Source organism: Saccharothrix sp. NRRL B-16348, from assembly GCF_001280085.1.
Lineage (GTDB): Bacteria > Actinomycetota > Actinomycetes > Mycobacteriales > Pseudonocardiaceae > Actinosynnema.
In genome coordinates, this window is the sequence record NZ_LGED01000114.1 from 47,769 (window position 1) to 65,624 (window position 17,856).

20 protein-coding genes are annotated in these 17,856 nt (G+C 72.2%); 8 read left to right on the forward strand and 12 right to left on the reverse strand.

Annotated elements, in window-relative coordinates; all coding sequences use genetic code 11:
* Positions 1 to 128: 128 nt before the first annotated feature.
* Positions 129 to 368: a hypothetical protein gene (locus tag ADK67_RS12800; protein ID WP_157620234.1), complete on the reverse strand. Its 240-nt coding sequence runs from the start codon at positions 366 to 368 to the stop codon at positions 129 to 131.
* 82 nt (positions 369 to 450) lie between these two features.
* Here ADK67_RS12800 and ADK67_RS12805 point away from each other — a divergent pair, with 82 nt between their 5' ends.
* On the forward strand, positions 451 to 1,371 hold the full coding sequence (locus tag ADK67_RS12805; protein ID WP_053716736.1) for an aldo/keto reductase: 921 nt from the start codon (positions 451 to 453) through the stop codon (positions 1,369 to 1,371).
* On the opposite strand, the gene ADK67_RS12810 is transcribed toward ADK67_RS12805, so the two are convergent.
* Positions 1,343 to 1,639, reverse strand: coding sequence for a DUF6191 domain-containing protein (locus ADK67_RS12810; protein ID WP_053716640.1), 297 nt, complete (start codon positions 1,637 to 1,639; stop codon positions 1,343 to 1,345). The two genes, ADK67_RS12805 and ADK67_RS12810, sit on opposite strands and share 29 nt — an antisense overlap.
* The gene (locus ADK67_RS12815) at positions 1,630 to 2,124 is read right to left on the reverse strand and encodes an NUDIX hydrolase (RefSeq protein ID WP_053716641.1); all 495 of its coding nucleotides are present in this window, start codon (positions 2,122 to 2,124) and stop codon (positions 1,630 to 1,632) included. Before ADK67_RS12815 ends, ADK67_RS12810 begins: the two co-directional genes overlap by 10 nt.
* A gap of 104 nt (positions 2,125 to 2,228) precedes the next feature.
* On the opposite strand from ADK67_RS12815, the gene ADK67_RS12820 reads away from it, so the two are divergent.
* The 5 genes from ADK67_RS12820 (at position 2,229) to prcA (ending at position 8,285) form a co-directional block, all read left to right on the forward strand.
* Positions 2,229 to 4,706 carry an FtsX-like permease family protein gene (locus tag ADK67_RS12820; protein WP_053716642.1) on the forward strand — a complete coding sequence of 826 codons (2,478 nt, stop codon included), beginning with the start codon at positions 2,229 to 2,231 and terminating at the stop codon, positions 4,704 to 4,706.
* A gap of 52 nt (positions 4,707 to 4,758) precedes the next feature.
* Positions 4,759 to 6,252: a depupylase/deamidase Dop gene (gene dop / locus ADK67_RS12825; RefSeq protein WP_053716643.1), complete on the forward strand. Its 1,494-nt coding sequence runs from the start codon at positions 4,759 to 4,761 to the stop codon at positions 6,250 to 6,252.
* Between the two features lie 84 nt (positions 6,253 to 6,336).
* Positions 6,337 to 6,531, forward strand: coding sequence for a ubiquitin-like protein Pup (locus ADK67_RS12830; RefSeq protein WP_053716644.1), 195 nt, complete (start codon positions 6,337 to 6,339; stop codon positions 6,529 to 6,531).
* 34 nt (positions 6,532 to 6,565) lie between these two features.
* Complete coding sequence (gene prcB / locus ADK67_RS12835) at positions 6,566 to 7,414, forward strand: proteasome subunit beta (RefSeq protein ID WP_053716645.1); 849 nt, start codon at positions 6,566 to 6,568, stop codon at positions 7,412 to 7,414.
* Positions 7,415 to 7,469: 55 nt separating this feature from the next.
* On the forward strand, positions 7,470 to 8,285 hold the full coding sequence (gene prcA / locus ADK67_RS12840) for a proteasome subunit alpha (protein ID WP_053716646.1): 816 nt from the start codon (positions 7,470 to 7,472) through the stop codon (positions 8,283 to 8,285).
* A 56-nt stretch (positions 8,286 to 8,341) separates the two neighbouring features.
* Here the strand turns inward: prcA and ADK67_RS12845 are convergent, their stop codons facing one another.
* Complete coding sequence (locus ADK67_RS12845) at positions 8,342 to 8,587, reverse strand: hypothetical protein (RefSeq protein ID WP_197289420.1); 246 nt, start codon at positions 8,585 to 8,587, stop codon at positions 8,342 to 8,344.
* Between the two features lie 254 nt (positions 8,588 to 8,841).
* Here ADK67_RS12845 and ADK67_RS12850 point away from each other — a divergent pair, with 254 nt between their 5' ends.
* Positions 8,842 to 9,186 (forward strand): hypothetical protein, encoded by a 345-nt coding sequence (locus tag ADK67_RS12850; protein ID WP_053716647.1) that lies wholly within the window; start codon positions 8,842 to 8,844, stop codon positions 9,184 to 9,186.
* Positions 9,187 to 9,229: 43 nt separating this feature from the next.
* On the opposite strand, the gene ADK67_RS12855 is transcribed toward ADK67_RS12850, so the two are convergent.
* The 6 genes from ADK67_RS12855 to ADK67_RS50770 form a co-directional block, all read right to left on the reverse strand.
* Positions 9,230 to 9,682 (reverse strand): acyl-CoA thioesterase, encoded by a 453-nt coding sequence (locus ADK67_RS12855; protein ID WP_053716648.1) that lies wholly within the window; start codon positions 9,680 to 9,682, stop codon positions 9,230 to 9,232.
* A gap of 42 nt (positions 9,683 to 9,724) precedes the next feature.
* Positions 9,725 to 11,266: a glycerol-3-phosphate dehydrogenase/oxidase gene (locus ADK67_RS12860; protein WP_053716649.1), complete on the reverse strand. Its 1,542-nt coding sequence runs from the start codon at positions 11,264 to 11,266 to the stop codon at positions 9,725 to 9,727.
* Complete coding sequence (gene glpK, locus ADK67_RS12865; protein WP_053716650.1) at positions 11,259 to 12,749, reverse strand: glycerol kinase GlpK; 1,491 nt, start codon at positions 12,747 to 12,749, stop codon at positions 11,259 to 11,261. The genes ADK67_RS12860 and glpK overlap by 8 nt, the downstream gene beginning before the upstream one ends.
* 12 nt (positions 12,750 to 12,761) lie before the next feature.
* Complete coding sequence (locus ADK67_RS12870; protein WP_053716651.1) at positions 12,762 to 13,472, reverse strand: MIP/aquaporin family protein; 711 nt, start codon at positions 13,470 to 13,472, stop codon at positions 12,762 to 12,764.
* A gap of 103 nt (positions 13,473 to 13,575) precedes the next feature.
* On the reverse strand, positions 13,576 to 14,343 hold the full coding sequence (locus ADK67_RS12875) for an IclR family transcriptional regulator (protein ID WP_053716652.1): 768 nt from the start codon (positions 14,341 to 14,343) through the stop codon (positions 13,576 to 13,578).
* Positions 14,344 to 14,403: 60 nt separating this feature from the next.
* Positions 14,404 to 14,700 (reverse strand): helix-turn-helix domain-containing protein, encoded by a 297-nt coding sequence (locus ADK67_RS50770; protein ID WP_157620236.1) that lies wholly within the window; start codon positions 14,698 to 14,700, stop codon positions 14,404 to 14,406.
* 154 nt (positions 14,701 to 14,854) lie between these two features.
* Between ADK67_RS50770 and ADK67_RS48905 the strand changes: the two genes are divergently transcribed.
* Positions 14,855 to 15,373 (forward strand): RICIN domain-containing protein, encoded by a 519-nt coding sequence (locus tag ADK67_RS48905; RefSeq protein ID WP_053716654.1) that lies wholly within the window; start codon positions 14,855 to 14,857, stop codon positions 15,371 to 15,373.
* Between the two features lie 66 nt (positions 15,374 to 15,439).
* On the opposite strand, the gene ADK67_RS12890 is transcribed toward ADK67_RS48905, so the two are convergent.
* Complete coding sequence (locus ADK67_RS12890; protein ID WP_053716738.1) at positions 15,440 to 16,336, reverse strand: bifunctional helix-turn-helix transcriptional regulator/GNAT family N-acetyltransferase; 897 nt, start codon at positions 16,334 to 16,336, stop codon at positions 15,440 to 15,442.
* 38 nt (positions 16,337 to 16,374) lie between these two features.
* Positions 16,375 to 17,808, reverse strand: a complete 1,434-nt coding sequence (locus tag ADK67_RS12895) for a diacylglycerol/lipid kinase family protein (RefSeq protein ID WP_231648156.1) — start codon at positions 17,806 to 17,808, stop codon at positions 16,375 to 16,377.
* Positions 17,809 to 17,856 lie beyond the last annotated feature (48 nt).

The following is a 17,856-nucleotide window of genomic DNA, read 5'->3' on the forward strand; positions in this document are numbered from 1 at the left end:
GATGCCGAGCACGATTTTGGCTTGCTGGAGGCATTGCTCGATCGCTCAGGCCGAATGCCGCGGTGGGTGGGATGGTCGGGCGAGCCCTGAACCCTGGCTCCGGTCCGGGACGTTCTGGAACCGGGTGGCTAGCCGTGGTTCCCGGTGCGTTCGCCGCGGTAGGGGAGCCACTCGTGATCGTTGTCGAACGGTTCGAAGCCGGTGGTGGGGTGGAGGGTCCGGTGTACCTCGCCGGATAGCACCAGGCCCGGCAAGTCGCCTTGGGCCAGTTCGTCCGACCAGCCCGCGCGCAACTCGGCGGGGTCGGCGAGGTCCTCCGGGTTCCACCCCACCACCGCGGCCCGGTAGCCGTCCATTCGGGACAGCACGGCGTACAAACCGCGTCCGAGCGCGGAATCACCACGCCACGGTGACCGGCGGCTCGGAAGGCGGCCGGTTACCGTGGCGGGCGTGCCCGATTTCGCCCTCGGTCTGGCCGCGCTCGGCCGCCCCGCCTACATCAACCTCGGCCGCGAGCACGCGTTGCCCGACCACCGGGACGTGGACGCCATGCGCGCCCACTGCCACGCCGTGCTGGACGCCGCCTACGCGGCAGGTGTGCGCCGGGTCGACGCGGCCCGCTCGTACGGCCGCGCGGAGGAGTTCCTGGCCCAGTGGCTGGCCGCCCGCCCCCACCAGGACGTGCAGGTGTCAAGCAAGTGGGGTTACACCTACGTCGCCGACTGGCGGTCGGACGCGGCCACGCACGAGGTCAAGGAGCACTCGGTCGAGCGGTTCACGCGGCAGTGGCAGGAGACCGAGAACCTGCTCGGCGCGCACGTCGGCCTCTACAACGTGCACTCGCTGACGTCCGACAGCCCGTTGTTCGGCGACCCGGACCTGCTCCTGGCCCTGGGCGGGCTGCGCGACTCGGGCGTCCGCCTCGGCTTCTCGACCTCCGGCCCGCGGCAGGGCGAGACGATCCGGCGCGCGTTGGAGCTCACCGTCGAGGGACGGCGGCTGTTCGACAGCGTCCAGTCCACCTGGAACGTCCTGGAGACCTCGGCGGGGCCGGCGCTGGCGTTCGCCAAGGAGTCGGGCGCGGAGGTGTTCGTCAAGGAGGGCCTGGCCAACGGCAGGTTGGCCGTCGACCCGCCGCCACGCGTGCGGGAGCTGGCCGGCCGGCACGGCGTCGGCCCGGACGCCATCGCGCTGGCCGCCGTGCGCGCGCAACCGTGGGCCGACGTGGTCCTCTCGGGCGCCGCGAGCCCGGAGCAGCTGCGCGCCAACCTCCGGGCACGGGACGTCGACCTGGCGCCGGACGAGCTCGCCGACTGCGCCGAGCCCGCCGAGCGGTACTGGGCTACTCGGGCGTCGCTGGCTTGGGACTGAGCCGGACGGTGCCCGAGTCGAGGTCCACCGGTCCGCGCGGCGGCGCGCCCGCCTCCTCGTCCTCGCCCAGCATCAACGTGACCTGGCGCTGGCGCAGCTCGATGTGCTTGCCGCCGGAGAACAGGGTGGTGAACTCGTCGAGCGCGGTCGCCGACACCACCGGGTGACCCTTGCGCCGGCGGACCCACCGCCACAGCCGTTCGCCGGCGGCGAGGCCGAGCAGCAGCAGGGCGAGGCCGGGGATCGACATCGCGAACATCATGCCCATGAGAACCACTCCCGGATCAGGGCCCGACCGTCCGGCACGACCGGCCACCCGGGGTCCTCCGCCAACGCCCGCACCTCGGCCAACTCCATCCAGCCGCCCCACGCCACTTCTTCCGGCTGATGGACGAACGGCCCATCGCTGCGCACGTCGTAAACGTGCGCGACGTACCGAATGGTTCCGTCGACGAACGGCGTCTTGAACCGGAACGCCGGCGTCGCCACGATCCCCAGCTCCTCGGCCAGCTCCCGCGCCGCGCACTCGTCCGGCGTCTCGCCCGCCGCCATGACACCGCCGCACGTCGGGTCGTACAGCCCGGGGTAGACGTCCTTGGTGTCGGTGCGCCGGTGCACGTACACGCGCGTCCCGTCGAGCGAACGCACGACGATCACCGCACACACGTGCCACAGGCCTTCCGCGCGCATCCGGGCGCGCGTCGCCGTGCCGACGGGCGTGCCGTCCGGGTCCACCACTGCCACGTGTTCCACGCCAAGATCCTCCCCAGGTAGTACCGGCCCGTGCTACCTCGGGCCGACGCCTGCCGATGCCGCCGGTTCCTAACGTCGTGGCGTTCGCGTCATGAGGAGGAGTTGTGCCCACATCCCTGCGGCTCGCGGTCGCCGAGTTCCGCAACCGGCCCGGTCGCGCCGCGCTGCCCGGTGTCGCCCTGGTGGTCGGCGTCGCGTGCCTGCTGGCCGCCCTGATGCTCAGCGACGCGATGGTCCGCGCCACGAACGAGGGCGCGCCGACCGTGCCCGCCGGCGTCGACCTCGTCGTCCGCCCGCCGCTCTACGGCACCGACGCGGTTCTCGACCAGGCGACCGCCGATCGGGTGGCGCAGGTCGCGGGGGTGACGGTGGCGGAGCCGATCCGCGAGGTCCGCGCCGACCTGCTGGTCGACGGCGGCCGGGCGGGCGACCGGCGCGCCACCACCGACATCGAGCCGGACCGCGCCGACCTGCACCGCGTGCCGATCCTGGAGGGCCGCTCACCCGGCTCGGACGGCGAGATCGCGATCGACCGGGTCACCGCCTACGAGCACGGCCTCAAGCCGGGCTCCTCGGTCAAGGTCGCCGACGCGGCGGGCAAGCCGGTGGACGTCGTCGTCCGGGGCATCACGAAGCGCGGCTCGCTCGGCGAGGAGCCCATGATCGTGGTCGGCGAGGGCCTGGCCGCCAAGCTCGGCGGCGAGCCCCGGGTCGAGGCGATCTACGTGGTCGGGGGCGACCGGGCCGCCGTCGCGCAGGCCGCGGGCGAGGGCTTCCAGGTGGACACCAGGGCGGCGATCGCCGCGGAACCGCCGAACAACGACCTGGCGGCCGTGCTGCTGCCGTTCAGCATCCTGGCGCTGGCCACGTCCGTCTTCGTCGCCTCCGCCACCTACCGCGCCGTCTACGCGCAACGCCAGCGGCACACCGCGCTGCTGCGCTGCCTCGGCGCGCACCGCGGCCCGCTGGTCTGGGCGAACCTCTTCGAAGCGCTGCTCACCGGCGCCGTCGCGGGCGTGGTGGGCGCGGTGCTCGGCGGGTCGGTGGCGTGGCTGCTGGCCAGGCTGTTCGACGCCACCGGCCTGTCCTCGCTGCTCGGCGCGGTGGAGCTGAGCCCGCCGCTGCTGCCGACGGTCGGCCAGCTGGTGATCGGCGTCGTCACGGCGGCCACGCTCAGCGCGTTCGCCGCGGTCCGGCCCGCGCTGGCCGCCGCGCGCATCTCGCCGCTCGCGGCACTGCGGACGTCCGAAGGTCAGACGCCCGACCGGGCCGTGGTGCGCCGCCGCCGGATCTTCGGCGTCGCACTGGTCGGCGTCGCGGCGGTCATGGCGGTGCTGGCGATCCTCGCGAGCGGCTCGGTGGCGGCGATCTTCCTGGTCCTGTTCTCCGGCATCACGGCCGTGTTCGGCCTGTTCGGCGTGCTCGGACCGGTGGTCGTGCCCGCGCTCGGCCGGATCTTCGGCACGGTCGCGAGTCGGGTCGGCGGCGCGCAGTGGAAGCTGGCCGCGGCCGAGGTGCGCCGGGTGCCGCAGCGGTCCGCGTCGGTGGCGATGCCGCTGCTCCTGGCCGCCGCCATGGTCACGTTCTTCGCCGTCACGGTGGGCTCGGCGCAACGCATGGAGGAGGAGTTCAGCAACGAGCCGCGGCCCGACGCCGTGGTCTCGGACTCCGGTGGACGCGCGCTCGCCGGCGGTGTCGGCGCGGCGGCCAACCGGCCGGAAGCGGCGACCACGGTCGTGCTGCACGGTGTCGAGGCGGACCAGCGGGACGCCGAGGGGCACACGTACCCGACGCAGGTCGTCGGCGCCGACCCCGAGCGCATGCGCGAGTGGCTGACCAGGCAGAACGTCAACGCCAACGGGTTCGCGCCGGGCAGCGTCCTGCTCGAGGAGTGGTACGCCGAACGGTTCGGCGCGCAGGTCGGCAGGCCGTTCACGGTCGAGGGACTGCCCGGCGGGCCGCGCACGGCCACGGTCGCCGGCACGTTCGCCGGCACGCTGCTCGACGGCGCCGACGTGGTGCTGGCCGACCCGGACCTGGCGCCCGCCTCGAAGGTGCTGGTGGCGTTCGCACCGGGCGCGGACCCGGCCGCCTACGGGGCGGGCGTGCGGGCGGCGCTGGCCGACTCTCCCACCGTTCTGGTGAAGACCAAGGCCGAGACGGACGCGCGGAACCAGCGCTACCTCGACCTGGGGATCGTGATGCTGATGGTGCTGCTGGGGCTGTCCGTCGCGGTCGCCGTGACCGGCATCGGCACCGCGTTGACGATCTCCGTGCAGGAGCGCCGCAAGGAGCTGGCGCTGCGTCGCGCGCTCGGCGTCACCAAGGGCGGCCTGCAAGGCGGCGTGGTGGCCGAAGCGGTGCTGTTGTCGCTGGTGGGCGTGCTGGGCGGAGGAGTGTTCGGCCTCGTCTACGCGGAGCTGACGCTGGCCGCGGTCGGCCTGTTCGTGTGGCCCACCGCGGCGGTCCTCCCGCTGCTGGTCGGCGGCGCGGGCGTGGTGGCGCTGGCGGTGCTCGCGGCGTTCGGCCCGGCCCGCGGCGCGGCCCGGATCAGGCCCGCCGCCGGGCTCGCGGCCGGCTGAAACGTGACCTGGGTCCGGGCGGTGTGTCGGTGGAAGGTCGTAGTCTGCGTATATGCGGCGGATCATGGGAACCGAAGTCGAGTACGGCATCTCGGTGCCGGGTGACGCGACGGCGAACCCGGTGCTCACCTCGACACAGGTCGTGCTGGCCTACGCGGCGGCCGCCGACATACCGCGGGCGCGCCGGGCGCGCTGGGACTACGAGGTCGAGTCGCCGCTGCGCGACGCGCGCGGCTTCGACCTCGGCACGCCCGGCGGCCACCCCGGCGACAGCGACGTCGAGGACCTGGGCGCGGCCAACGTCATCCTCACCAACGGCGCGCGCCTCTACGTCGACCACGCGCACCCCGAGTACTCGGCGCCCGAGGTCACCAACGCGCGCGACGCGGTGATCTGGGACAAGGCGGGGGAGCGGGTGATGGAGGAGGCCGCGATGCGCGCGGCCACCGTCCCCGGCCAGCCCAGGCTCCAGCTCTACAAGAACAACGTGGACGGCAAGGGCGCCAGCTACGGCACCCACGAGAACTACCTGATGCAGCGCAGCACGCCGTTCACCGCGGTGATCGCCGGGCTCACGCCGTTCTTCGCGTCCCGCCAGGTCGTGGTCGGCTCCGGCCGCGTCGGCCTCGGCGCGGCGGGCGAGGAGGCCGGCTACCAGCTGTCCCAGCGCTCCGACTACATCGAGGTCGAGGTCGGCCTGGAGACCACGCTCAAGCGGGGCATCATCAACACCCGCGACGAGCCGCACGCCGACGCGGACAAGTACCGCCGGCTGCACGTGATCATCGGCGACGCGAACCTCGCCGAGTACTCCACCTACATCAAGTGCGGCTCCACGTCGCTGGTGCTCGACATGATCGAGGCCGGCCGCCGGTTCGACGACCTGCGGCTGCAGGAGCCGGTCCGGGCGGTGCACCAGATCAGCCACGACCCGACCCTCAAGGTGAAGGTCGAGCTGTCGAACGGGCGCAAGTTCACCGGATTGGACCTGCAGTTCGCCTACTACGAGCGCGCCGCCGCGTTCGTCGAGCAGGAGGGCTACGGCGACCGGGACGTGCTGCGCGTGTGGGGCGAGGTGCTCGACGCGCTGGCCCGCGACCCGCAGGAGTGCGCCGACCGACTCGACTGGGTGGCGAAACTGCGGTTGCTCGAAGGTTATCGCGCCCGGGACGGCCTGGCCTGGGGCTCGCCCCGGCTGTCGCTGGTCGACCTGCAGTACTCGGACGTGCGGCTCGACAAGGGCCTGTACAACCGGCTGGTGGCCCGCGGCTCGATGAAACGCCTGGTCAGCGAGGAGGAGGTGCGTGCGGCCATCCTCGCTCCGCCGGAGGACACCCGCGCCTACTTCCGGGGTCGCTGCCTGGAGCGCTACCCCACTTCGGTGGCCGCCGCGTCGTGGGATTCGGTGATCTTCGACCTCGGTCGGGAATCACTCGTCCGGATCCCCACCCTGGAACCGCTGCGCGGCACGAAAGCGCACGTCGGAGCCCTGCTGGAAGCCTCGGACACGGCCGAGCAACTGGTGGAGGCGCTCACCCGGGGCTGATCAACAGACCCGAGTGGCAGGCGCAGGATGTCGTGCCTGGTGGGTAGTGTTTAACTCGCAGGACCCGAAGACCGGGAGGTCGACATGGCCCAGGAACAGGTTCAGCGCCAAGGCGGCGGTGACGGCGACGAGAACGGCGACGGCGCGGCCGGCGCCGGCCAGGAACGCCGGGAGAAGCTCGGCGAGGACGTCGACGCCATCCTCGACGAGATCGACGACGTGCTCGAGGAGAACGCCGAAGACTTCGTCCGCGCGTACGTGCAAAAGGGCGGCGAGTAAGAAGCCGCCGGCGGGACAGGAGAGAAACCAACACATGGACCACAGCTCGACCGGGCACTACCCGGCCGCGTCGCTGCCCCCGGCCTACCTCAGGCCGGGGTCGTCGTCGTTCACCGATTTCCTCCGCGCGCAGGCCCCCGAACTGCTGCCGTCGAGCCGCACCCTGCCCGAGGGCAGCGCGGTGCAGGCTCCGCACGGCACGACCATCGTCGCCCTCACGTTCAAGGGCGGCGTGGTGATCGCGGGCGACCGGCGCGCCACGATGGGCAACGTGATCGCCCAGCGCGACATGAAGAAGGTGTTCATCACCGACGACCACTCGGCGGTGGGCATCGCGGGCACGGCGGGCATCGCGGTCGAGATCGTCCGGCTCTACGCGGTCGAGCTCCGGCACTACGAGAAGATCGAGGGCGTCTCGCTGTCGCTGGACGGCAAGGCGAACCGGCTCTCCGCGATGATCAAGGGCAACCTCGACGCCGCGCTCGCGGGCCTGGCGGTCGTGCCGCTGTTCGCCGGCTTCGACACCGACGCGCCCGACCCGGACCGCGCGGGCCGCATCGTGTCCTACGACGTGACGGGCGGGCGGTACGAGGAGTCGCAGGGCTACCAGGCCGTCGGCTCCGGCTCGCTGTTCGCGAAGTCGGCCATGAAGAAGCTGTACAACCCCGACGCGGACGCCGAGGGCGCCACCAGGACCGCGATCGAGGCGTTGTACGACGCGGCCGACGACGACTCGGGCACCGGCGGTCCGGACGTGATCCGCAAGATCTACCCGGTCGTCGTGACGATCACCGCCGACGGCGCGGCCCACCTGTCCGACGCGGACACCGCCACGTTGGCCGAGTCGGTCGTCGAGGGCCGCAAGGCCAAGCCGGCGGGCTGAGCGCCGTGTCGACCCCCATCCCCACCCTCATCCGCCGAGCCCGGGAGCCGCAGCAGTGACGATGCCGTTGTACGCCTCACCCGAGCAGATCCTCCGCGATCGCGCGGAGTACGCCCGGAAGGGCATCGCCCGAGGCCGGAGCGTCGTCGTGCTCCGGTACGCCGACGGCGTGCTGTTCGTGGCGGAGAACCCGTCCGCGACCCTGCACAAGGTGTCCGAGATCTACGACCGGATCGCGTTCGCCGCGGTCGGCCGCTACAGCGAGTTCGAGAACCTGCGCCAGGCGGGCATCCGGTTCGCCGACATCCGCGGGTACCAGAACGACCCGCGCGACGTGACGGGCCGCTCGCTGGCGAACGTCTACGCCCAGACCCTGGGCTCGATCTTCGCCGAGCAGATCAAGCCGCTCGAGGTGGAGATCTGCGTCGCCGAGGTCGGCGCCGACCCGGAGCAGGACACGCTGTACCGCCTGACCTACGACGGCTCGATCGTGGAAGAGCCGCAGTACGTCGTGATGGGCGGCCAGGCCGAGGCGACGGGCACCGCCCTCAAGGACGCCTACACCGAGGGCCAGCCCCTGGCCGACGCCGTCCGCACCGCCGTCGGGGCCCTCAGCTCCGGCAGCACCACCACGGGCAACGGCAAGCCGGACCTCCTCGACCGCGGCAAGCTGGAAGTGGCGGTCCTGGAACGCGCCCGGCCGCGACGGGCGTTCCGCCGCATCACGGGCGCCGCACTGGCGGCCCTGCTCCCCGGCGACGACCCGGCGCCGGCCGAGGCCGAGCCGGAGCCCGAGGCGCCACCCGCCAAGGGCGGCAAGAAGAAGCCGGTGACGGACGTGAACCTCCCGCCGAACGACGACAAGGCGTAGGTTCCGCACGCGACCGCGAAGGCCCCCGGCGACCGTGCCGGGGGCCTTCGCCGTGCCTACAGGAAGATCTTGACCAGCTGGTCGCGCCCCTCGGGGTCGCGCAGCACCACCTGGTTGCCCGCGCGCAGCTCCGAGTCGACGAACTCGTAGATCAGCAACGCCCGGTTGACCAGGTCGACCTTCTTCAACCCGGTCCGGTCCTGCAGCTTGCCCAACGCCTCGACCGCCTCCGCGATGAGCGCGACGTTGACGCGGTCCACCACGGCAGGCTTGTCCGACGTGTCCCGCTCGACCGACGACATGGCGCACCTCGCTCCTCGTTGCTCTGCCCAGCATCGCACTTCCGGTGCCGATTCGCCACAGAATCGGTGGGGAAAGTGTGGACATCGTGATGTCGGGGTGGCACGATCGGAGTGCGTGCTCACGTGGGTGCCAGACACGGGGAAGGACGGGCGGCGTTCGGGGGAAATGTCGACCCGTCGTTCCACCCCGGACCCTCGAGCCCTTTCGCCCACCAGGGTGGAAAGGGCTCGAGGGGTGAAGAAAGGCACCTCGCATGAGTATCGCAACGCCGGTTCCGGGCACGTCCGGAGCCGACAACCCGGCGGGCTGGGGCGACCCGACCCGCGAAGCGCGAGTGCGCGTGGAGAAGTCGGGTCTCAAGGTTGAAGTGGCCGTGCCCTCCAGCCAAGCGCCCCGCCTGCTGCACGCGGCCGTGCTCGCACTGGTGATGAGCGGGGTGCTCCTCGGCCCCGTGCTGACGCTCAGGGCGGTCCCGGTGGACTTCCCGGTGTGGGCGACGGTCGGCTTGATCGCCGGTCAGATCGGCCTGTTCGGGCTGGTCGCGTTGATCGCGCGACGGGCCTCCTGGTCGGGAGAGAGGACCCGGAGGCGGGGCTGACCCGCGAAAGGGGCACTCGTCGTGAGTGCCCCTTTCGCGTGAATCAGGCGCGTGCCAGCGGTGACGGCAGCTCGGCGAAGTCCTGGGTGCGCTCCAAGCCCGTGAGCACGGCGAGCAGGTCGTCCGAGGGCGTGACGAGCTTGCGGGCGTCCAGGTCCAGCCAGCCGGCCGTGGTCACGATGGTGGCGGCGGTGCGGCCGTCGGCCCTGACGATCCTGTTGTGCAGGCGGAACCGGGCGCCGTCCGACGCGAGGCCGGCCAGGCGCAGTTCGACCACGACCGGGTCGAGCAGGCGCAGCTCGGCGCGGTACCGGATGTCGTCGCCGTGGGAGACCGGGCCGATGCGGCGGGCGGCGAACTCGGCGACCGGGAAGCCCGCCGAGGCGAAGTACTGCATCCGGTTGTCCTCGGCCGCGTCCAGGTACGCGGTGGTGCGCATGTGGCCGTTCTGGTCGACGTCCGGCCAGCGCACGTGGGTGGTGCTGGTGAAGGGCATGCGCCGAGTATGCGCAACCCCACCGACACCACCCCGCCCGACTTACGCGATCGCCTTGGCCAGCAACCGGCCCGTGCGCTCGCGCACCGACGGCGTGTCCAGCCCGCGCACCACCACGGTGGTCCGCCGCCGCAGCACGTCGTCGACCTCGGTCGCCCACTCGTACCGCTGCGCGTGCGCCACCTGCGCCCAGATGTCGGGCCCGTCCGGGTGGACGCGGTCCAGCAGCGACGGGTCGTCCGACGCCAACGCCAGCACCTCGTGGCTCACCGTCCCGTAGTGCGTGGCCAGGTGCCGCAGCACGTCGTCCGGCACCAGCGGCAGCTCCCGCCCCAGCTGCGCCCACACCCGCTCGGGCGGCGCGGCGCCCGGCAACGCCGCGGGCACCCCGTCGAACGCCCGCGACAGGTCCCGGCCGAGCGCGTCGCCGACCCGCGCCAGCACCGAAGCGCCGATGCGCCGGAACGTGGTCCACTTGCCGCCCGCCACGCTGATCATCCCGCCGCGCCCGCGGGTGATCACGGTCTCGCGCTTGGCGTGGCTGGTGTCGCCGGACCCGCCGGGCAGCACGCGCAGCCCGGCGAACGTGTACGCCAGCCGTGACCGGTCCAGCGCCTCGGACGAGATGCCCACCGACGCCTCGCCGAGGATCTGGTCGATGTCGGCCTGCGAGCACCGCACGTCGGCCGGGTCGCCCTCGTAGACCTCGTCGGTCGTGCCCAGCAGGAGCTGGCCCTCCCACGGGATGGCGAACGACACCCGCACGTCGTCCACCGGGATGGTCATCGCCGCACGCCACGGCGTGTCCGTCTTCAGCACCAGGTGGGCGCCCTTGGACAGCCGGATGCTCGGCGCGGCCGCCGCGTCCTCCATCCGCCGCACCGAGTCCAGCCACGGCCCGGTCGCGTTGACCACCACCGACGCGTCCAGCCCGAACCCGCCGCCGTCCACCTTGTCCCGCAGCTCGACCCCGGTCACCACCGAGCCCCGCTTGCGCAGCCCCACGACCTCGACGTGGTTGAGCAGCACGGCGCCCGCCTCGGCCGCCGCACGCGCCGCCGTGATGGCCACGCGCGCGTCGTTCATCTGGTGGTCGTAGTACAGCGCCGCGCCGCGCAGACCGTCGGTCCGCAGGTGCGGCACGTACTCCACGGCCCGCCGCGCCGACAGCACCTTGCCCACGCCGTCGCCGAACCCGGACAGCGCCGAGTACAGCACCACGCCCGCGCCGAGCACCGGCCGCGAGTGCGGCCCGCCCCGGTACACCGGCACCAGGAACGGCAGCGGCCGGACCAGGTGCGGCGCCAGCCGGTCGCCCAACGCGCGCCGCTCCGCGTGGTTCTCCCGCACCATCGGCACCGCGCCCGGACCCATCGCCAGGTACCGCAGGCCGCCGTGCACGAGCTTGGACGACGCGCTGGACGTGGCGCCCGCGAAGTCGCCCGCCTCGACCAGCGCGACCCGCAGGCCCGACCGTGCCGCCGCCCACGTGGTGGCGATGCCCAGCGCGCCGCCGCCGATCACGACCAGGTCGAAGGCGCCGTGTCCCAGCGACTCGCGCGCCCTGGCCCGTTGTTCACTCATCGTTGTCGTCCTCGTCGATCCAGCCGACGGTCCGCTCGACCGCCTTCTTCCACTTGCGGTAGCCCTTGTCGCGCGTCTTCGCGTCCATCGTCGGCAGCCACTCGGCGGCCTTGTGCCAGTTCTCCCGCAGGGTCTCGGTGTCCGACCAGTAGCCGACCGCGAGACCCGCCGCGTAGGCCGCGCCCAGGCACGTGGTCTCGGCGACGATCGGCCGCACCACGGGCACGTCCAGCACGTCGGACAGGAAGCCCATGAGCAGGTTGTTGGCCGTCATGCCGCCGTCGACCTTCAACGCGACCAGTTCGACGCCGGAGTCGGCGTTCATCGCGTCCACGACCTCACGGGTCTGCCACGCGGTCGCCTCCAGCACCGCGCGGGCGATGTGGCCCTTGTCGATGTAGCCGGTGAGGCCCGCGATGATGCCGCGCGCGTCGGACCGCCAGTGGGGCGCGAACAGGCCGGAGAACGCGGGCACGAAGTACGCGCCGCCGTTGTCCTCCACCGACCGTGCCAGGGTCTCGATCTCGGGGGCGCTGCCGATCAGGCCCATCTTGTCGCGGAACCACTGCACCAGCGCGCCGGTCACCGCGATGGCGCCCTCCAGCGCGTACGCGGCCGGCTGGTCGCCGATCTTGTAGCCGACCGTGGTGAGCAGGCCGTTCTCCGAGACCACCGGCTTGTCGCCGGTGTTGACCAGCAGGAAGCTGCCGGTGCCGTAGGTGCACTTGCCCTCGCCGGGCGAGTAGCAGGTCTGGCCGAACAGGGCGGCCTGCTGGTCGCCGAGCGCGGACGCCACCGGGACGCCCTCCAGCGTGCCGGTCGCGGTGCCGTAGACCTCGGCGGACGAGCGGATCTCCGGCAGCATCGCCTTGGGCACGCCGATCGCGTCGACCAGCTCGTCGTCCCAGTCCAGGGTCTCCAGGTTCATCAGCATGGTGCGGCTGGCGTTGGTGACGTCGGTGACGTGGCGGCCGGTGAGCTTCCAGATCAGCCAGGTGTCCATGGTGCCGAACAGCACCTCGCCGCGTTCGCCGCGCTCGCGCAGGCCGTCGACGTGGTCGAGCAGCCAGCGGACCTTGGGCCCGGAGAAGTAGGTGGCCAGCGGCAGGCCGCACTTCTCCCGGAACCGGTTCTGCTCGCCGAGCTCCTTGACCAGCTGGTCGGTGCGGGTGTCCTGCCAGACGATCGCGTTGTGCACGGGCTTGCCGGTGGCCTTGTCCCACACCAGCGTGGTCTCGCGCTGGTTGGTGATGCCGACGGCGGCCAGGTCGTGCACGGTCAGCGACGCCTTCTGCAGGGCGCCGTGCACGACGTCGAGCACGTTGGCCCAGATCTCCTCGGCGTCGTGCTCGACCCAGCCGGGCTTGGGGAAGATCTGCCGGTGCTCCTTCTGCGCCACGGACACGATCGCGCCGCCGTGGTCGAAGACGATGCAGCGCGAGGAGGTCGTGCCCTGGTCGATGGCTGCGATGTAGGTGCTCACGTGTGACGCTCCTCAGTAGACGGCGATGTCGACGAGCCCGGCCAATGCTCCGCCGATCAGCGGACCCACCACGGGGATCCAGGCGTATCCCCAGTCCGATCCACCCTTTCCGGGGATCGGCAGCACGGCGTGCGCGAGGCGCGGACCGAGGTCGCGCGCGGGGTTGATGGCGTAGCCCGTCGGCCCGCCGAGGGACATGCCGATGCCGACGACCAGCAGGGCGACGATCAGCACGCCGGTGCCGGAGGTCTCCAGGCCCTTGGTCTGACCGGTCGCCAGGATGACGAACACCAGCACGAACGTGGCGATGACCTCGGTGGTGAGGTTCTGCGCGCGGTGGCGGACCTCCGGCCCGGTGGCGAAGATGCCGAGCACCTCGCCGGTGTTGGCGCGGAACTGGCCCAGGTAGGCGAAGTAGCACAGGACGGCGCCGGTGAACGCGCCGAGGAGCTGGGCGCCCACGTACAGCGGGACGGTGCTCCAGTCGCCGTTGTGGATGGCCAGGCCGACGGTGACGGCCGGGTTGAGGTGCGCGCCGGACAGCGGTGCGACCGCGTAGGCGCCCGCGAGCACCGCGAAGCCCCAGCCGAACGTGATCACCACCCATCCCGCGCCGTTCGACTTGGACTTCGCCAACACGACGCCCGCGACGACGCCGTTGCCCAGCAGCAACAGCAGTGCGGTGCCGAGGAACTCACCGATGAAGATCGACTGGTTGGTCATCCACGCGCCCTCTCTGGCCTGAATGCCGTTCGACAATGTCGTACGGTGCGCGTGAATCCTGTGCCGACGCTCACAAGATGTCAACCCTTCCGAAATGCCTACGTCACCACGGGATGGCGCCGAGCTCGCGCGATATCGACCGCGCGGCCTCACGCACGTAGGACACGAGGTCCGTGCGCGGCTGCTTCTTCTCGTCGCACAGCCGCTCGACCGGCCCGGAGATGCCGACCGCGCCCACGGTCACCGCCCGCCGGTCCCGGATGGGCGCCGCCAGCGACACCTCGCCGTCGACCAGCTCTTCCACGTCCGACGCCCAGCCGCGCTGCCTGACCTGCTCCAACGTGTCGCTGAGCGCGTCGAGGTCGGTGATCGTGGCGGGCGTGTACGCCTTGAGCGGCTCGTCGTCGGCGAGGCTCAGCCCGACGGGGTCGTCGGCCAGCAGCACCTTGCCCAACGCGCTGGCGTGCGAGGGCAGCAGCGCGCCGACCTCGAGCACCTGGCGTGAGTTGTCCGGCCGGAAGACGTGGTGCACTACCAGCACCTGGTTCTCGTGCAGGGTGCCGATGCGGACGCTCTCCATGCTGCGCGAGGCCAGCGAGTCCGACCAGTTCAGCGCACGGGTGCGCAGCTCGTTGCCGTCGAGGTAGCTGCTGCCGATGTGGAACAGCGCCGCGCCGAGCTGGTACTTGCCCGTGTCCGGCGACTGCTCGACGAACCCGACCAGCTGCAGCGTCCGGAGGATGCCGTGCACGGTGGGTTTGGGCAGCTCGAGGGCGCGGGCCAGCTCCGCGACACCCATCCGCCGCGCGCCGCTGGCCAGCAGCCGCAACACCGCGGCTGCCCGTTCGATGGACTGGATGGGACCGGGCACACGATCACTGTAGCGCTTGACCGTTCGACCATGTCGAACCCACGGCTCCAGCGACCGGGGTCAGCGGCGTTCCGGGGCCAGTCCGAGCAGGCGACGGCACTGGGGCGGCATGGCCACGCCGTCCGCGATCCGCTCGATCGTGTCCAGCGTGGGCAGCCGCCGCCCGCGCATGTACTCGCTGATCCGCCCCTGCGCGATGCCGGTGACGCCCGCCAGGTCGTTCTGGCTGCAGCCGGCGTACCGCCTGATCAGCACCAGCAGGCCCGCGATGTCCCGGCACCGCAGCGCGGCCACGACGTCCGGGCGCGACCACAGGCTCTCCGGCACGCGCGAAACCCACCCAGCTCTGCGTTCCATGACGAATTCCCCCCACCTGGGAATCGCCCGGGCCCGAGGGGGACGTTACGCGCAGGCACCACGCCATCACACGGTGATATCTCACCTTGTGCTGCCCGACCCGCGTCCCGCCCTGCGACCGTTCCAGGTCCGCAACCTTGAGGGGGGAATCGGGATGAAGTACCTGACCAAGCTGCTCGCGGTGGTGGGCCTGCTGCTCACCGCCCTGGTCGTCGCGCCGTCGGCCGCCTCGGCCGCCTCGGCCGCGCCGGTCGCGTCGGTCGCCGCGCTGACGCCGGACGGTCCCATCTACAACCAGCACGACTGGCGCTGCCTGGACTCGGACGTCTCGTCGCCGACGCACAACGGCACCAAGGTGCAGATCTGGGACTGCAACGGCTGGACGAACCAGCAGTGGACCTACTACGACGACAACACCATCCGCAGCACGCACGACGGCCGTTGCCTCGACGCGGACGTCTCGTCGACCACCCACAACGGCACCAAGATCCAGGTGTGGGACTGCAACGGGTGGAACAACCAGAAGTGGACGATCTACACCAACGGGGAGATCGTGAGCCGGCACGACGGCCGGTGCCTCGACCTGGACGTCTCGTCGACCACGCACAACGGCAGCAAGGTGCAGCTCTGGGACTGCAACGGCTGGCTCAACCAGGCCTGGTACAAGCCGTGACACCACGGCTCCCGTGATCACGCGGGGTCGTTCCGCCGCCGTGCGGGACGACCCCGCGTGCGCGCGTCACAGGTCCAGCGCCCAGGTCTGCGCCTCCACGTCCCGGCCGAACAGGCGTTCCGGCGTGCTCTTCTCGAGGGTGAAGCCGACTTTCTCGTAGATGTGCCGCGACGCCGCCAGCCCGGCCACGGTCCACAGCACCATCCGCTCGTACCCGGCCCGGCGGGCGAAGCGGAGGCACTCGTCGACCAGCCGCGCGCCGATGCCCAGGCCGCGCGCGGCGGGTTCGACCAGCAGCAGGCGCAGCTTGGCGGTGCGGTCGTCCACCCGCACGCAGAAGATCGACCCGACCGGCTCGCCGTCGACCTCGGCGATCCACGCCGCCTCGTGGTCGGGGGAGTGGTCCTCCCCGTACTCGCCCACGACCCGCGCCACCAGGGCCTCGAAGGTCCGGTCGAAGCCGCACTCCTCCGCGTACCGCACGCCGTGCCGGTTCACCACCCACCCGAGGTCGCCCGGCCGCAACGGCCGCAGCAGGTACGCCCGCGGCACGCCGGTGAGCAGGCGTTCGACCTTCCGCATCGCCGCCACCAGCTCGACCCGGTCGGACGGCGGCACGGGGTCCAGCAGCGCGCCGATCTCGGCGTCCGACCGCGCGTTCAGCTCGGCGAACACCGACTCGCCGTGCGGGGTGAGGGTGACGACGTGGCGGCGCGAGTCGCGTTCGGACGCCGTGCGGGTGACGAGGCCGTCGCGCTCGAAGGCGGTCAGGATGCGGCTGAGGTAGCCGGCGTCCAAGGACAGCGCGGTGCGCAGGTCGGGCGCCTCGCGGGGGCCCGCGGCCAGTTCGAACAGCACCCGCACCTCGGTCAGCGAGTACGGCGAGGCCAGGTAGCCGCGGTCCAGCACGCCGATCACGCCGGTGTAGAAGCGGTTGAACGCGCGGACGTCCGCGACCGTCATCATTGACTCCCTCAACTCAACCGTTGACGGAGTCAAGCTTATCCCTGCGGCCGGTAGACGGCCAGGGCCGCCGGACGGGAGCGGAACTCGAACGTGGACCCGGTCGGGCCGACCTCGCCGTCCGTCGCGATCGCCACCGCGCCGTCGAGCAGCCGCACGTCCAGCCACCGCGCCTCCAGGTGCCGGTAGGTGCGGCTGCGGTGCAGGGAGCCGAGCACCGCGCCGGCGAAGAACCGCGCCCGCGAGAACCGGGTGTCGGCGCGGATGTACCGGACGTCCATCAGGCCCGCGTCCAGGGCGGGCCGCATGGTGGGCGCGAAGCCCTTCGGCCGGTACGGGCCGTTGCCGACGAACAGCATCCACACCAGCTGCGGCTCGCCGTTCAGCTCCACCCGCAACGGCCGGGACGTGCGCAGCACCCGGGCCAGCGCGATGGCCGCCGCCGGCCACTTGCCCCACTTGTCCTGCAACTGCTCCCTCAGTCGCACCATGTCCGGGTAGCCGCCGAGGCTCGCGGTGTTGACGAACCAGCGCGGCCCGGCGCCGTCCACGGACACCGCCGCGAGGTCCACCAGCACGCCGTCGCCGTCCGCGACCGCCCGCGCGGTGTCGTCCAGCCCCTGGACGCCCACGTCGCGCGCGAAGTGGTTCAACGTCCCGGCGGGCACCAGGACCAGCGGCAGCCTGTGCGCCGCGGCCAGCGCGGCGACCGCCGCCACCGACCCGTCACCGCCCGCCACCCCCAGCGCCTGCGGAGCGTGATCGGCGATCACCGTGTCGAGATCCTCGATTCCCACGATCGTGGCTTTCGGCCATTCCCGCAGGATGTCGTCCGTCGGGTCGTCCGCGCCCACGCCCGCGCTCGGGTTCACCACGACCGCGAGACCCTCGCCGTCGACCAGCGCCGCCAACGCCCGGTGCTCGCGCGCCGACGCGGGCTCGGTCCGCCCCAACGGCCACCAACGCCTGGTCAGCAGGGCCGCGCCGACCCCGATCGCGGCGCCCGCGGCCACGTCGGACGGCCAGTGCACGCCCGTGTGCACCCGCGAGTACGCCACCGCCGCGGCGACCGGGGCGACCGCCGCCGCCAGCGCGGGCGACTCCATCGCCACGGCCGTGGTGAACGCCGCCGCCGACGCCGCGTGCCCGGACGGGAACGACGACGAGCTGGGCCGCCTGGTCAGCCGCCTGGGCACGTGCAGCAGGTCGGCGGCGGGCCGGCGGCGCGGGAACAGGCGCTTCGCGATCAGGCTCGCGCTGAAGCTCGCGCCCCCGATGGCCGCCACTCCGCGCAACCCCGCACGCCGCGTCACCCCTTTGCGCACGGCCAGGACGCCCGCCACGGCGAGCCACAACACACTGTGGTTAGCAGCGCGTGACAATCTCTTCATGCCGTCGTCGACGGGCGAGGCGCGCAGCTCCCCGGAACGCCTCATCAGGGCCAGGTCCAGGCGGTTCACTCGTCGGAGCACACAAGAACGTTATCCGCGAAATCGGTGCGCCGCCCGATTGGATCACTG

What these genes read in the sequence shown, in the direction of transcription:
- dop (WP_053716643.1), top strand. Translation starts at nt 4,759, where the DNA reads ATGCGGCGGATCATGGGAACCGAAGTCGAGTACGGCATCTCGGTGCCG.
- ADK67_RS12850 (WP_053716647.1), top strand. Translation starts at nt 8,842, where the DNA reads ATGAGTATCGCAACGCCGGTTCCGGGCACGTCCGGAGCCGACAACCCG.
- ADK67_RS12810 (WP_053716640.1), bottom strand. Translation starts at nt 1,639, where the DNA reads ATGGGCATGATGTTCGCGATGTCGATCCCCGGCCTCGCCCTGCTGCTG.
- prcB (WP_053716645.1), top strand. Translation starts at nt 6,566, where the DNA reads ATGGACCACAGCTCGACCGGGCACTACCCGGCCGCGTCGCTGCCCCCG.
- ADK67_RS12860 (WP_053716649.1), bottom strand. Translation starts at nt 11,266, where the DNA reads ATGAGTGAACAACGGGCCAGGGCGCGCGAGTCGCTGGGACACGGCGCC.
- ADK67_RS50770 (WP_157620236.1), bottom strand. Translation starts at nt 14,700, where the DNA reads ATGGAACGCAGAGCTGGGTGGGTTTCGCGCGTGCCGGAGAGCCTGTGG.
- ADK67_RS12890 (WP_053716738.1), bottom strand. Translation starts at nt 16,336, where the DNA reads ATGACGGTCGCGGACGTCCGCGCGTTCAACCGCTTCTACACCGGCGTG.
- ADK67_RS48905 (WP_053716654.1), top strand. Translation starts at nt 14,855, where the DNA reads ATGAAGTACCTGACCAAGCTGCTCGCGGTGGTGGGCCTGCTGCTCACC.
- ADK67_RS12870 (WP_053716651.1), bottom strand. Translation starts at nt 13,472, where the DNA reads ATGACCAACCAGTCGATCTTCATCGGTGAGTTCCTCGGCACCGCACTG.
- ADK67_RS12855 (WP_053716648.1), bottom strand. Translation starts at nt 9,682, where the DNA reads ATGCCCTTCACCAGCACCACCCACGTGCGCTGGCCGGACGTCGACCAG.
- ADK67_RS12845 (WP_197289420.1), bottom strand. Translation starts at nt 8,587, where the DNA reads ATGTCGTCGGTCGAGCGGGACACGTCGGACAAGCCTGCCGTGGTGGAC.
- ADK67_RS12830 (WP_053716644.1), top strand. Translation starts at nt 6,337, where the DNA reads ATGGCCCAGGAACAGGTTCAGCGCCAAGGCGGCGGTGACGGCGACGAG.